The 12,594-nt window shown below is 68.0% G+C and carries 14 protein-coding genes; 9 read left to right on the forward strand and 5 right to left on the reverse strand.

Going from position 1 to position 12,594, the window contains the following annotated elements; translation table 11 throughout:
* Positions 1-32 precede the first annotated feature (32 nt).
* Entirely contained in the window at positions 33-938 is a 906-nt protein-coding gene (locus AB0M65_RS25800; RefSeq protein ID WP_364032460.1) for an AraC family transcriptional regulator, read from the reverse strand.
* Positions 939-1,114: 176 nt separating this feature from the next.
* Between AB0M65_RS25800 and AB0M65_RS25805 the strand changes: the two genes are divergently transcribed.
* The 6 genes from AB0M65_RS25805 to AB0M65_RS25830 all read left to right on the forward strand — a co-directional run bounded on the left by AB0M65_RS25805 (position 1,115) and on the right by AB0M65_RS25830 (position 6,173).
* Positions 1,115-2,308, forward strand: coding sequence for a glycosyltransferase 87 family protein (locus AB0M65_RS25805; RefSeq protein WP_364032463.1), 1,194 nt, complete (start codon positions 1,115-1,117; stop codon positions 2,306-2,308).
* 52 nt (positions 2,309-2,360) lie between these two features.
* Positions 2,361-3,113 (forward strand): SDR family NAD(P)-dependent oxidoreductase, encoded by a 753-nt coding sequence (locus AB0M65_RS25810; protein ID WP_364032465.1) that lies wholly within the window; start codon positions 2,361-2,363, stop codon positions 3,111-3,113.
* A gap of 87 nt (positions 3,114-3,200) precedes the next feature.
* Positions 3,201-4,190 (forward strand): hypothetical protein, encoded by a 990-nt coding sequence (locus AB0M65_RS25815; protein WP_364032467.1) that lies wholly within the window; start codon positions 3,201-3,203, stop codon positions 4,188-4,190.
* A 42-nt stretch (positions 4,191-4,232) separates the two neighbouring features.
* Positions 4,233-5,222 carry a hypothetical protein gene (locus tag AB0M65_RS25820; RefSeq protein ID WP_364032469.1) on the forward strand — a complete coding sequence of 330 codons (990 nt, stop codon included), beginning with the start codon at positions 4,233-4,235 and terminating at the stop codon, positions 5,220-5,222.
* Between the two features lie 222 nt (positions 5,223-5,444).
* Complete coding sequence (locus tag AB0M65_RS25825; protein ID WP_364032471.1) at positions 5,445-5,648, forward strand: hypothetical protein; 204 nt, start codon at positions 5,445-5,447, stop codon at positions 5,646-5,648.
* Between the two features lie 36 nt (positions 5,649-5,684).
* Complete coding sequence (locus AB0M65_RS25830; protein ID WP_364032473.1) at positions 5,685-6,173, forward strand: hypothetical protein; 489 nt, start codon at positions 5,685-5,687, stop codon at positions 6,171-6,173.
* A 55-nt stretch (positions 6,174-6,228) separates the two neighbouring features.
* Here AB0M65_RS25830 and AB0M65_RS25835 read toward each other — a convergent pair whose 3' ends face one another.
* Complete coding sequence (locus AB0M65_RS25835) at positions 6,229-7,191, reverse strand: helix-turn-helix domain-containing protein (protein WP_364032475.1); 963 nt, start codon at positions 7,189-7,191, stop codon at positions 6,229-6,231.
* An 86-nt stretch (positions 7,192-7,277) separates the two neighbouring features.
* On the opposite strand from AB0M65_RS25835, the gene AB0M65_RS25840 reads away from it, so the two are divergent.
* From AB0M65_RS25840 to AB0M65_RS25850, 3 genes are all read left to right on the forward strand, one after another.
* A complete protein-coding gene (locus AB0M65_RS25840; protein ID WP_364032477.1) occupies positions 7,278-7,445 on the forward strand; it encodes a hypothetical protein in 168 nt (55 codons plus the stop codon).
* A gap of 193 nt (positions 7,446-7,638) precedes the next feature.
* The gene (locus AB0M65_RS25845) at positions 7,639-8,427 is read left to right on the forward strand and encodes a hypothetical protein (protein ID WP_364032479.1); all 789 of its coding nucleotides are present in this window, start codon (positions 7,639-7,641) and stop codon (positions 8,425-8,427) included.
* A gap of 203 nt (positions 8,428-8,630) precedes the next feature.
* Positions 8,631-10,376 carry a BCCT family transporter gene (locus tag AB0M65_RS25850; protein WP_364032481.1) on the forward strand — a complete coding sequence of 582 codons (1,746 nt, stop codon included), beginning with the start codon at positions 8,631-8,633 and terminating at the stop codon, positions 10,374-10,376.
* Positions 10,377-10,438: 62 nt separating this feature from the next.
* Here the strand turns inward: AB0M65_RS25850 and AB0M65_RS25855 are convergent, their stop codons facing one another.
* From AB0M65_RS25855 to AB0M65_RS25865, 3 genes are read right to left on the reverse strand one after another with little or no spacing between them, the layout of a single operon-like run.
* The gene (locus tag AB0M65_RS25855; protein WP_364032492.1) at positions 10,439-10,744 is read right to left on the reverse strand and encodes a DoxX family protein; all 306 of its coding nucleotides are present in this window, start codon (positions 10,742-10,744) and stop codon (positions 10,439-10,441) included.
* Between the two features lie 14 nt (positions 10,745-10,758).
* Positions 10,759-11,232, reverse strand: a complete 474-nt coding sequence (locus AB0M65_RS25860; RefSeq protein WP_364032483.1) for a carboxymuconolactone decarboxylase family protein — start codon at positions 11,230-11,232, stop codon at positions 10,759-10,761.
* Positions 11,233-11,260: 28 nt separating this feature from the next.
* Positions 11,261-12,124, reverse strand: a complete 864-nt coding sequence (locus tag AB0M65_RS25865; protein ID WP_364032486.1) for a sigma-70 family RNA polymerase sigma factor — start codon at positions 12,122-12,124, stop codon at positions 11,261-11,263.
* Positions 12,125-12,594 lie beyond the last annotated feature (470 nt).

Consider the following 12,594-nt stretch of genomic DNA (forward strand, 5'->3'; position numbering starts at 1 on the left):
GAAGATCAGCTGCGGACGATGGACTGGCATGGTCAGTCGTGGTGTATCTCCGGGGCGGCGTCACCCGTCCGCCGGTAATCGCCGGGGCTCAACCCCGTTTCCCGCCGGAAGAACCGGCAGAAATAAGCCGGATCCGCGAAACCCACCCGGCTGGCGATCTGCCGGACGGTGAGATCCGTGCCGAGCAGGAATCGTTTCGCCTCACGGGTCCGCGCCTCACGCATCAACTGCGCCGCCGTCCGGCCGGTCGCCGTTTTCACCGCGTCCGTCAGATATCCCGGCGTGACGCCGATGCGTTCGGCGAGCGCGCCCACCGACCAGAGACCGAGGTCGGGCCTGCCGAGCAGCCGGGTGAATTCCGTTCCCACCGCCTGTGCCCGTGCGGGCGGGCGCGGGTCCGCCAGTCCCGGAAGCCGTCCGGCGCGGACGATCAGGACGTGCATCAGCGCACGCAGCACCGAATCGGTACCCTGCCCGCCACAACGGAATTCCTCGTCCAATTCGGCGATCAGCCGTGCCGTCTCCTCCGCGGCGCGTTCGTCGAGCCGCCAAGGCTGCTGACTCAGCCGCCGCAGTGTTTCGCGATCGGCCGGATGTTCGAGCAGGAAGTCGTCGGTGAAAAGGACGACGAATCCCTTGAGATCGCGGGCATCCCAATGATGCACCTGCCCCGGTGCTATGACCGCGAGTTGAGGCGGTCCCAATTCCCAGCGCGTGAAGTCGATGACGTGGTCACCGGTACCGCCGGTGACGTGCACGATTTCGTAGAAAGTGTGCCGGTGCGGGAAAGCCGCCCGCGACATCGGCCCGATCGTGTCGAAGGTGCCGACTGAGAACGGCAGGGCGTCCGGCGCGCGGACCTCCAGCCGGTGCAGTGGCAATTCCCCTGCCTTCGGCGGCAGGCAAGGCGTCCTGGGCAACACCGTTGTTCCACGCATGGACCGGTCCCTTTCACCACACTGGGGATAAAAAGTCTAGACCAATATGTGGTGCCGTCGCTGCCGACGGAAGTCGCTTGTCGTGAGCGATGAACACGAGCGGGCGACTGATCGCGAATCGCCGACCGCCCTGTACAGTCGATCACCTCACCGTATGCCGAAGGGTCACTCACGCGATGTTCCCGGCCTCGTCACGGTCGCGTGGGCGAGCCTGGTGGTCGCTCGGCGTACTCGCCGCTCTGGCGACGGCCTGCGTCGTTGCCTTGCTGACAGCGGGCAGTTCTCACAGCGACCTGGAGATCTACCGCTTCGGCGTCGACGCGCTCTGGAACGGCGACGACCTCTACGGCGCCCTGCCGCTTTCCGAGGCGGGCATCCCGCTGCTGTTCATCTATCCGCCGTTCGCCGCGCTGCTGCTCACCCCGCTGGCGCTGATGCCGTGGACCGGCGCGGTCGTCGTGCTGTTCGTGCTCAGCCTTGCCGCGCTCGGGATCACCTTCTACGGGATCATCCGCACGCTGTGGCCGTCCGGGGACCGGCGGAAGGCACTGCTCGTCGCCTCGCTGGCGATCACGCCGGCGCTTTTCCTGGAACCGGTCCGCCAGACGCTCGGCTTCGGCCAGATCAACCTGCTGCTGATGGGGATGGTCGCCGCCGACTGCCTGCTGGCGCGGGGCCGCTACCGGGGCATCGGCGTCGGCCTCGCCGCGGCCGTCAAGCTGACCCCGATGGCGTTCCTGCTGTTCTTCTTGGTGCGCAAGGACTTCCGTGGCGCGCTGACCGCGCTGGGCAGCTTCGCGGCCGCCTCGGCCGTCGCGTTCCTGGTCGCCCCGGAGGCGTCCGCCCGGTACTGGTTCGGCGGACTCGCCGGGGCATCGGGAATCAGCGGCACCACGTTCCACACCAACCAGACCCTGCAAGCCGTCCTGGCGCGATTCGGCGTCGACCAGGCCGCCGCGAAACCACTGTGGCTCGTCCTCACCGGCGTCCTGTTGATGGTGGTGATCGTGACGATGTACCGGTCGGCGGCGGTACCCGCGCTCCTGCTGAACGCGGCTTTCGCCCTGCTCATCTCGCCGACGTCGTGGTCGCACCACTGGGTGTGGATCGCCCCGGCGCTGTTCACCACCGCGGCCTGCGCCGTCCTGCATCGACGGAAGGCACTCGTCTGGGTCGCTGTCACCGGCGTCGTCGCCACGGTCTTCGTCGCGGCGCCGTTCCGGTACTTCCCGGCCTTCGACCGGCCGGGCCAGACGTGGACGATGGCCCAGCAGTGGCTGGGGAACTGCTACGTCGTCGCGGGCCTGGCCTTCGTCGCCGTTTCGGCCGTGCTCGCGCTGCGGAACCGCGGCCACGCGGGCGCTTCCTGACGCGGCTGACGGACACAGTCCCTGACACCTTGTCTCGTCTGAAAGGACCTCGATGCTGGATCTGACCGGCACCACCACGCTCGTCACCGGGGCCAGCGGCGGCATCGGCCGAGGGATCGCGCTACGGTTCGCCGAAGCGGGCAGCGCCGTCGCCGTGCACTACCACCGTGACAGCGCCTCGGCTTCCGCCGTCGTCGGGCGGATCGAGGAAGACGGCGGCACCGCGAAGGCGTTCGCCGCCGACCTGTCCGACGACGGCGAATGCCGCGGGCTGGTGGCCGCCACCATGGCCTGGTCCGGACGGCTGGACACCCTGGTCAACAACGCCGGGGTGCAACCGGTCGAGCCACTGCCGGGAATGTCGGCCGACGCCTGGCGCGCCGTCCTCGCAACGAACTTGACCAGCGCTTTCTCCTGCACCCAGGCCGCGGCCGAAGTGATGACCGGCGGCGGCAGCGTCGTCCACATCGCCTCGATCGAGGCAGCCCATCCCGCGCCGGGGCACGCGCATTACAGCAGTGCCAAGGCCGCGCTGGTCATGCATGCCCGCGCCGCCGCACTCGAATACGGGCCGCGCGGCCTCCGCGTCAACTCCGTCTCCCCCGGCCTGATCGACCGGCCGGGGCTCGGCGAGGACTGGCCGGACGGCGTCGGCCGCTGGCGGGCGGCCGCGCCGCTGGGCAGGCTCGGCACCCCCGCCGACGTCGCGAACGCCTGCCTGTTCCTCGCCTCGCCGCTCGCGGCGTGGATCACCGGGCAAGATCTGACCGTGGACGGCGGGGTGTCCACGCGCCCCGCCTGGTGATCGCGGTTGTGTGTCATATGACGTAGTCCCGCCGCGCCGGACACGCCTAACTTGGCGGAAGTTCTTTCCGCACAAGGGGGAAACGAGATGCGCACACCCAAGGTCCTGCTGGCCGCCGCACTGGCCTTCACCGGTCTGAGCACCGGCTTCACCGGCACCGCGGCCGCGGCGGACGGCTGCACGTGGGTGCGGGGCACCCTGCCGCTGCCCGCCGGAAGCACCACGGGCAGCGTGAGCGGGGCCGCGAACGGCGGCTGGTTCGTCGGCGGCGGCTCGACCACCGACGGTATCCGGTGGCATAACGGGGTCGCCGAAAACCTGGGGACGGCGGGCGGCAAGCAGACCGATCTGAACGACGTCAACTCGTCGGGAGTCGCGGTCGGCACCACGTACGCCAACTCGTTCCCGGACGGAGGCGTCGTATACCGGAACGGGCGGTACGAAACGCTGCCGGTGCCGCCGGGACTCCGGATGGGGCGGGCCAAGGCGATCAACGACACCGGCGACATCGTCGGGATGGCCTCGGGGATCGGGGACTCCTTCGACCTGATGCTGTGGCCCGCTTCCGCACCCGGCACGGTCCAGCGGATCAACCCCGATCCGGCGGTCTACTCCTACGTGAGCCCGGTCGACATCGACGAACAAGGCCGGATCCTGATCCGCGCCGAAGGCAGCGAACTCGCCTATTTCGTGCGCGAGGCAGGCGGATCACTGACCAAGCTCGCGCTGAAGACCGACTACGTCAACGCCTTCCGCGGCGGCCGCATCTCCGGCGAGATCTCCGAGAACGGCAAGTTCGTGACGGTCGATTGGGACACCACCGGGCGGATCGTGCGGCGGCTGGACGTCCGCGCCAGGGAGACCGCCGTCGATGCGGGCACGCTCACCACCGGCACCTACCGGACCGCCGACAAGCAGTACGCGGCCGGGGTCTGGGACGGGAGCACCCTCACCGGCACCCTGCTCACCGATCCCGATGGCGACTTCGCGAAGCCCGTGATCACCGACGACGGCGTGATCGCGGTTTCGTACTACTACACCGGCGTCATCGCGACGTTCACCCGCACCTGTGCGTGAATTCGTTGGCGCCCGCCGCTTCGGGCTGCTGTGATGAACGGCATGAACGACGGGAACGGCCACCGCACGGAGCTGGAACTCGTGGCCCGGGGACGGCTGATCCCGGCCGTCTCCGGTGACGTCCTGCTGTCGGCCTCCATCACGCCCGGCAACGCACTCCTCGCGCTGTGGACGGCCGAGTCCGATGTGGACGCCATCGCCGGCCGGGTCACCGACCCCGGCGGCGCGAGCTTCCCCACCACCCGCCCGTCGCGGCCAGTCGCCACCCGGGTGACCCTGCACGACCCGGAAACCCGGCTGCTGACCGAATTCGCGGCACTTCCGATGGCACATCCCAGCGTCCACTCGATGCCGGACGGACAGCTCCTGGTCGTCGGCGCCCGCGCGGAATGGCGGCCGGAAGGCGCGGACCGCAACGCCGTCCTCTACGACGCCGAGGGCCGCGTCCTCGCCGAGGAGACCCTCGGCGACGGCATTCAGCAGGTCGTGACCACCCGCGGCGGCCGGATCTGGGTCGGCTACACCGACGAAGGCGTCTACGGCAACTTCGGCTGGGGCTTCGACGGGCCCGAGCCGCTCGGCGCCTCCGGCCTGGTGCGCTACGACGCCGCACTGCGACGGGACTGGGAATTCCCGGCGATCAACGCGGGTCTCGACACCATCGACGACTGCTACGCGCTCAACCTCGACGGCGAAACCGCCTGGGTCTGCTACTACTCCGACTTCTCAGTCGTGCGGATCCGTGACGGCGTGGTGAAGGCCTGGACCAACGAGGTCCACAGCGCCGCGGCACTGGCCGTCGCGGGTGACACCGTTGCCTTCGCCGGTGGCTACGCTCCTGACCGGCACCGTCTCGTCCTGGCTCGCCTCGGCGGTGACAGCGTCCACGTCACCGGCGAATACCGGCTCACTCTCCCGGGCGGGAAGCCGCTTCCCGCGCGGTCGACCTTGTTCGGTCAGGGCTCCGTCGTGCACGTCCTCACCGAGGACGCCTGGTACACACTGGACATCACGCGCTCGCCGCTTCGGTGACCGCGACCGTAGGCGCCGTCGTCGCGAGCGGATTAGAGGGACGTGCGGCCTGGCGGTCCAGAGTTCGTCCATGAAGGAATTGGGACATTCAACGTCCCAATTCCTTCATGGACGAGCGTAGCGAGCCCACTCAAGGGCGGTGATCCCAGCGGCAAAAATGACCTCACCGCGCATCGGCATCCTCGCGAAGCTTCCTCCTCCGGCGGAATTCCTGGAGGGCAAATGGTCTCGAAACTACGCGTGCTGCTGGTCATGCTCGTGCTGGTCGTCCTGGCGGGCGGGCTGATCGCGTTACTCGTTTCCCTGGACGCGGGTGCGTTTTGGGTCAAGGCCTTGCCGATCGCCTTGCTGATCGGCGGAGCGACCTTCGCCCAGTCACTCGGCCTGTACAACAAGCCGACGAAAGAGAAGGCGTCCAGCGACTAGGGACCGGTCCCCCGCGTTCGTCGTTAGCGTCCTGCCATGACCGAACTGGGCGCCTACGTCGAGCGCTACGAAACGAACAATCGCCGCCGCGCGCTGACGGCGGCGGTCGCGATGGTGCTCGGGCTCCCCCTCGCCGCCCTCGGGGCCTTCCTCTTCGCACTCGGCGAGATGGGCAGGGGTGGCGCCAACCAGTTCTTCCCCGGGATCATCATCGGCTGCGGGCTGGGGCTGGCACTGCTGGGTGTGTCACGCGCCTGGCAGGCCGTCCGGCGGCGGGGCGAGGTCTTCACCCTGTACGAAGCGGGACTCGTGCACACCTGGGGCAAGACGACCACCGTGGTGCCGTGGAACGTGATCGACACGGTCACCGACCACAGCAAGACCAACGCCCTCGCCAAGGTTTTCGGCGGCGACGTCAGCTGTCTCGTCAAGCTCGGCGATGGGCGCAAGGTCCTCATCAACGGGTACACCGAGGGCGCCGCGGTGCTGATGCACAACGTCTTCCAAGCCACCGGGCAACGCTGAGCCGAGGCAACCTTCCGGCTTCGGCACCCGCGGGACGCGGAGTACCTGACCGTCTTCAGCCTCTGACGGCCTGCGGCGCGAAGGTCTTGCGGTAGTCCTGCGGGGAAACGCCGACGACCTTGTGGAAGTGGTGGCGCAGCAGGGCGCCGGAGCCGAACCCGCAACGGCGCGCGACCTCGTCGACGCTCATGCCCGTCCCCTCCAGCAGCATCCGCGCGTGCAGCACCCGCTGTGTCGAAAGCCAGCGATGCGGGGTCGTGCCCGTCTCGGCGACGAACTTGCGGGCGAAGGTGCGCTCCGACATCCGGGCACGGCGTGCGAGGTCGGCGACGGGGTGTTCCCGGTCGATGGTGTCGAGCATCCAGGTGAGCACCGGCTGCAGGCTGTCGCTGGCGCACTCCGGGATCGGCGTCTCGACGAACTGGCGCTGCCCGCCCTCGCGTTGCGGCGGCACCACCATGCGCCGGGCGATCGCGGTGGCCACGGCGGATCCCAGTTCGCGCCGGACCAGGTGCAGGCAGGCGTCGATCCCGGCGGCCGTGCCCGCGCTGGTGATGATGTCGCCGTCGTCGACGAAGAGGACATCCGGATCCAATTCGGCCAGGGGGAAGCGTTTCCGGAACCGGGTGCTGTGCCGCCAGTGGTTGGTGCACCGCCGCCCGTCGAGCAGGCCGGCGGCTCCCAGCACGAACGCGCCGGTGCAGACCGAAAGAAGCGTGGCGCCCCGGGCCGAAGCCGCGCGAAGCGCTTCGAGCACCGCAGGTGGGTACTCGTCGCGGACGTCGCAGGCCGACATCACGACCAAGTCCGCGTCCTCGGTCGCTTCGAGCCCATGTTCCGGGGTCACCTTCAGGCCGTAGCCGAGACTCAGCGACTCCCCCGCCTTCTCGCCGCACACGCGGAAGTCGATCGGTGGCACTCCGTCATCGGTGCGGTCCTCGCCGAATACCTCGCAGACGACGCCGAACTCGAAGGCGGCGAAGTCGTCTATCAGCACCACGGCAACGCTCTTCAGCATGACCGAAGCATAGCTGGCAGGATCTTGACGCACAACGACAGAACAGCCACTTTTGGCAGGATGTCGAGTGGCGCAAACTTACTGCCATGACCGCAATCATCGTCACCATCGCCTTCCTCGCCCTCGTCACCTACGCCTTGCAGCGCAACCACGCGCGACAGGGCTACCCTCACGTCGCCGGCAGCGACGCCGCCGAAACCACGAATCCCTTGCAACGAGGGCAAACCCCTTTGCCGGGAGGTGTGGGCGGCTAAGTGGTCGGTTTCGGAGGTCCTTCGTGGATATCGGCGGATCCAGGTTTCCGCTGGGCGTGCGGCCGAAAGGTCCTCGTACCGGGTTGTACTCGGGCTTTTCGGCCGTACGTCCAGCGGGAAGCTGGGCCGTCGAGACCCACGAAGGACCTCTGAAACCGACCACTAAGATCGCCGGGAAACCTGGGGGGTTCCCATGGCCGACAGACGGCGTTTCCTTCGTCCTGCCCTGTGGACGGCGGCGGTACTGGGCGGCGGAGGAGTGCTCTTCGCCCTCCTCTTGTCCGCTCAGATCCCGTACGCGGAAACAGCCGCTCCACCGGCGATCTCCACGCCCGCCCCGGCGCCCGCCCCGGCTTCCGTCCTGCCGGTGTCGCCGTGGACGATCATGGGCGTCGAGCCCGTGGGCGTCCATGAAGGACCCGATGACCACACGCTGCTGATCCAGGTCCAGATCCCGGCCGGGACACCGGACTGCGCACGTGACCCGCGATTCGAGAAGGTGACCGAGGAGAACGGCATCATTTACGCCGACGCCGTCGTCACCGTACTGGCCGCGGCGGTGGACCGCTGCCAGCAGAAAGCATCCCTGGAGCTACCGCTCACCACGACGTCACCGATCGCGAACCGGACGGTGGTGCTCAACTCCCTGACCACCGCGGCCTGGAACAAACTGCCGGACGGCACCTGGGGTCACTGCGGCCCGCTGGGCTGCGACCCGCCTGCCGACCACTGCGCACCCGTCCGGATCGCGCAAACCGACGGCGAGGCACTCTCCACGACCACTCGCGCCTGCGATCAAGACTGGCTCGTCGCCGACCGGACCAACGCCTACCGGGCCCCGTCGAACCGCGTGATCTACCGCTGGGCGACCGAGGGGTGGCAGGGCGTGATGAGTGTGCGGACCGGGGGCTGCGCGGAAATTCTCGCGAAGGAACCGCAGTTCAGCAAGGCTCTTTGCGAAAAACTCGCCACTCCTCCCTGAGTTCCCGGTGTCACGCGCGACACGTTCCCCCCGATGCCGCAACCCGAGCCGACATCCGCCGAGGTCAGAGGCATGATCGCCGATCCAAACCTCGTTACCCGCATTTTCTGCCGGTTACCAACTTTCTGGCTAGGGTGCAGTAGTGCAAAAGGGTTAACTCGGGCGGAAGGAGATCGCGCTGTCATCGGCGCGTAGCTGAAAACATGAGTGCGCAGGACGGTAAACAAGCGGAAGAAGAGGTCGTGGCCGAGGCCGCGACAGACCTCGCCAACGCACCGGATACGACAGGTCCGGGGCATACGCCCGATGAACACGTCCCGCTTGATCTGGCCGCCGATCGGCCCGCCAAGACCGACCGTACCGTTTTCGGGGTGGCGGCGGCACTCGCGCTCGCGATCATCGTCTGGGGTGTCCTCGCGCCGGAGAGCCTCTCGAGCGTCGCGTCGACGCTCCTCAACGACGCCGTGATCCCTTACGGTGGCTGGGCTTTCGTCCTCACCGCGAGTGGTTTCGTTGTCTTCGCGGTGTGTCTGGCCATCAGCCGCTACGGCCGGATCCCGCTGGGTGGCGACAAGGAACTACCGGAATTCCGGACGTCCTCGTGGATCGCGATGATGTTCAGTGCCGGGATGGGCATCGGCCTGATGTTCTTCGGTGTGTACGAACCGGTTTCCCATCTCGCGAGCCCGCCTCCGGGCACCGCGGCCCCGAACTCCGACGAAGCCGTCCACACCGCGATGGCGACGACGTTGTTCCACTGGACCGTGCACCCGTGGGCGATCTACGCCGTGGTCGGTCTCGCGATCGCCTACAGCACCTTCCGCAAGGGCCGCACACAGCTGATCAGTTCGGTGTTCGCGCCGCTGATCGGCAAGCGGCGCACCGAAGGCCCGCTGGGCAAGGCGATCGACATCATGGCGATCTTCGCCACGCTGTTCGGCTCGGCGGCTTCACTCGGCCTCGGCGCGCTCCAGGTGGGTGGCGGGATGGGTGCCGTCGGCTGGATCGACGACCCCGGCAAGGGCCTGCTGGTCGCGATCATCGCGATTCTCACCATCGCGTTCATCGCGTCGGCGGTTTCCGGGGTGGCCAAGGGAATCCAGTGGCTGTCCAATATCAACATGGTGCTCGCCGCGGTGCTCGCGGTGTTCGTACTGGTGGTCGGGCCGACCGTGCTGATCCTGAACATCGTGCCTGGTGCGATCGGCGACTACTTCCGTGAACTGGCGGAGATGTCGGGCCGCACCGGGATGACCGGTGGCGACGAGATGCAGACCTGGCTCGGTGGCTGGACGGTCTTCTACTGGGCGTGGTGGATCTCGTGGACGCCCTTCGTCGGCATGTTCATCGCGCGGATCTCGCGTGGGCGCACCATCCGGCAGTTCATCTTCGGGGTCATCGCGATCCCGAGCATCGTGAGCCTGATCTGGTTCGCGATCTTCGGCGGCGCGGCGATCAGCAGGCAGCGGGCGGGGACGGACATCGCGGGGGCGGGCAATGCCCAGTCGGCGACGTTCGAGCTGCTCGAGACCCTGCCGTGGTTCGTCCCGATCGCGATACTGGTGATGATCCTGGTGTCCATCTTCTTCGTCTCCGGTGCGGACGCGGCGTCGGTGGTGATGGGCACCTTGTCCCAGCGCGGGAGTGTGCATCCGAAGAAGGGTGTCGTCATCTTCTGGGGCGTCCTGATGGGTGCCGTCGCGGCGGTGATGCTGCTGGTCGGCGGGAACAAGGCGCTGACCGGCCTGCAGAATCTCACCATCCTGATCGCGGTGCCGTTCGTATTCGTGATGGTCGGGTTGTGCGCGTCGGTCTGGAAGGATCTGCGCAACGACCCGCTGATGAAGCAGGAAGACGCGATGATGCTGTCGCTGAAGGAACTGCACGAGGAACGCACCAACGGCCACGGACGCCGTCGCATCCTCGGGCGAGTGAAGCAGAAGTCCTGAGCTGATACGCGTGAAGGCCCCCTTCCCTCGGCTGAGCCGAGGGAAGGGGGCCTTCACGCGTATCAGGCGCGGCCGATGGCCACGAAGACGCACAGGGCGAGGTAGCCCAGATCCAGCAACGCGACCAAGGGTTCGTGACGACGGATCCGGACGACCACCGCCCCCACCATGACCAGCGCCAATCCCAGTGCGGCCAGCGGGACCAGTACCGGCCCGAGGTCGAGCAGCGCGGGAAGGACCAGGCCGACGGCACCCGCGATCTCGACCGCCCCGATCGCTTTGACCGCCCCCGGGCCGAAGTCCAGCACCCAACCCGCGGCGTACGCGACGGCCAGGAAACCGGCGACGATCCACAGTGCGGTGTCCATCAGTGCGGTGTTCATCAGTGCGCCAGCTGGCCCGGCTGGTAGTCACCGGCCGGCTGCCGGGTGATGACGTTCAGCCGGTTGAAGGCGTTGATGAGCGCGATCTGGGTCACCAGCGCCACCAGCTGCTCGTCGTCATAGTGCTTGGCGGCGGCAGCCCACGCCTCGTCGGTGACGCCGCTGCCATCGGCGAGGCGGCAGCCCTGTTCGGTGAGTTCCAGCGCCGCCCGCTCGGCCTCGGTGAAGACCGTCGCCTCCCGCCAGCACGCGACCAGGTTCAGCCGGACGACCGTCTCCCCCGCGAGCGCGGCTTCCTTGGTGTGCATGTCGAGGCAACCCGAGCAGCCGTTGATCTGGCTGGCCCGGATGTTCACCAGTTCCCTTGTCGCGGCGGGAAGTCCCGTGGCCTCCACGACCTTGGCCGCCGAGACGAGGTGCTTCACCAGCTTCGGCGCGAGAGTGGTCTTGAAGAGTTCGAGTCGTGCCTGCATGGGTTTTCTCCTTCTCGTCCAGGTTCACTTACTTGGACGAGGGAGCCTCCGGAGAGGTAACACCCATGGCCGCGAGGCGACGTGGATCACTCACGGAGTCGATCGCGACGATGCGTCCGTCGGCGATGGTGCACGCCATCACCCCCGCCAGCTTGCCGTGCTTGTTCCAGGTCGCGATGCCGAGCTTGCCGTTGACCAGCGCGGGCCGCACGGTCGCCACGGCACGGGCGCCACGCTGGACCCGGGTGGCCACCTCGGCCGCGCCCAGCCGGACGACCACACCGTGCGCGGTCTCCGAACGCCAGGTCACGTCGGGGTCGAGCACCCGGAGCAGCCCGTCGAAGTCCCCTTCGCGCGCGGCCGCGAGGAACGCGTCGACCACCGCGCGCTGTTGAGGCTCGTCGGCGGGGCGTCGTCCCTGCACCTTCCGGCGGGCGCGGCTGGCGAGCATCTTGGTGGCGTCCGCGGATTTGCCGAGGATCTCGCCGACCTCGGCGAACGGCACCGCGAACAAGTCGTGCAGCACGAACGCCAGCCGCTCGGCCGGGCCGAGGGTGTCGAGCACCACCAGCAGCGCCAGCCCGACCGATTCGGCCAGCAACGCGTCCTCTTCTGGCGAGTCCTCGATCACCAGCAGCTCGGGCGGATCTTCCTCGAACGAGTCCTCGGGACGGGCCTTACGGGAGCGAAGGACGTCGATGCAGACCCGGCCGACGACAGTGGTCAGCCAGCCGGAGACGTTGTCGATCGAGTCGGCGTCCTGCCGCGCGAGCCGCAGCCAGGCCTCCTGGACCGCGTCTTCGGCGTCCGCGCGGGAACCGAGCATCCGGTGCGCCACCGCCACCAGGCGGTCGCGCTGCTCCTCGAAAGCACCCACCAGGGCTTCGGTCATGTCGTCACCTTCCTCGCGCGGTGTTCGTCATGACCATGACGGATGCCGCGCGAGAAAGGTAACCGGCGTCCGGTCCGGCGTCTGAGCGAGATCGCAACTAGAGGACTAATTGCGTGCCCCGGGGGGCGCGGTGCCCCGCTCGGGTGTTGCGATCCGGAGGCCGCTGTCCGCGTCCATGAAGGATTTGGGACGTCGAGTGTCCCAGATCCTTCATGGACAAGCCCGAGACCAGCTGAAAGGCCAGGTTGTCGTCGCCGCGAAACCTTGGACCTAGCGCGCACGAGTGTTGCGAAAGTGGCTTTCGCAACACCTTGACGACGGACACACGAAGGTATCGCGAGATCGCAACTAGAGGACTACTTGCGTGCAGCCACGCCCACGCCAGGGCTCAAGCGCGTGAAGGCCCCCTTCCCTCCGGTCAGCCGCCGGGCCCGGGGGATAACGCCAAAACATCAGACGACCACTCTGAC

This window comes from Amycolatopsis sp. NPDC051071 (assembly GCF_040682875.1).
In the GTDB taxonomy this organism is placed as follows: domain Bacteria; phylum Actinomycetota; class Actinomycetes; order Mycobacteriales; family Pseudonocardiaceae; genus Amycolatopsis.

Coding starts and splice junctions, on each gene's coding strand:
- AB0M65_RS25800 (WP_364032460.1), bottom strand. CDS start 938: ATGCGTGGAACAACGGTGTTGCCCAGGACGCCTTGCCTGCCGCCGAAG.
- AB0M65_RS25835 (WP_364032475.1), bottom strand. CDS start 7,191: ATGCTGAAGAGCGTTGCCGTGGTGCTGATAGACGACTTCGCCGCCTTC.
- AB0M65_RS25860 (WP_364032483.1), bottom strand. CDS start 11,232: ATGCAGGCACGACTCGAACTCTTCAAGACCACTCTCGCGCCGAAGCTG.
- AB0M65_RS25815 (WP_364032467.1), top strand. CDS start 3,201: ATGCGCACACCCAAGGTCCTGCTGGCCGCCGCACTGGCCTTCACCGGT.
- AB0M65_RS25855 (WP_364032492.1), bottom strand. CDS start 10,744: ATGGACACCGCACTGTGGATCGTCGCCGGTTTCCTGGCCGTCGCGTAC.
- AB0M65_RS25825 (WP_364032471.1), top strand. CDS start 5,445: ATGGTCTCGAAACTACGCGTGCTGCTGGTCATGCTCGTGCTGGTCGTC.
- AB0M65_RS25805 (WP_364032463.1), top strand. CDS start 1,115: ATGTTCCCGGCCTCGTCACGGTCGCGTGGGCGAGCCTGGTGGTCGCTC.
- AB0M65_RS25810 (WP_364032465.1), top strand. CDS start 2,361: ATGCTGGATCTGACCGGCACCACCACGCTCGTCACCGGGGCCAGCGGC.
- AB0M65_RS25850 (WP_364032481.1), top strand. CDS start 8,631: ATGAGTGCGCAGGACGGTAAACAAGCGGAAGAAGAGGTCGTGGCCGAG.
- AB0M65_RS25820 (WP_364032469.1), top strand. CDS start 4,233: ATGAACGACGGGAACGGCCACCGCACGGAGCTGGAACTCGTGGCCCGG.
- AB0M65_RS25830 (WP_364032473.1), top strand. CDS start 5,685: ATGACCGAACTGGGCGCCTACGTCGAGCGCTACGAAACGAACAATCGC.
- AB0M65_RS25865 (WP_364032486.1), bottom strand. CDS start 12,124: ATGACCGAAGCCCTGGTGGGTGCTTTCGAGGAGCAGCGCGACCGCCTG.
- AB0M65_RS25845 (WP_364032479.1), top strand. CDS start 7,639: ATGGCCGACAGACGGCGTTTCCTTCGTCCTGCCCTGTGGACGGCGGCG.
- AB0M65_RS25840 (WP_364032477.1), top strand. CDS start 7,278: ATGACCGCAATCATCGTCACCATCGCCTTCCTCGCCCTCGTCACCTAC.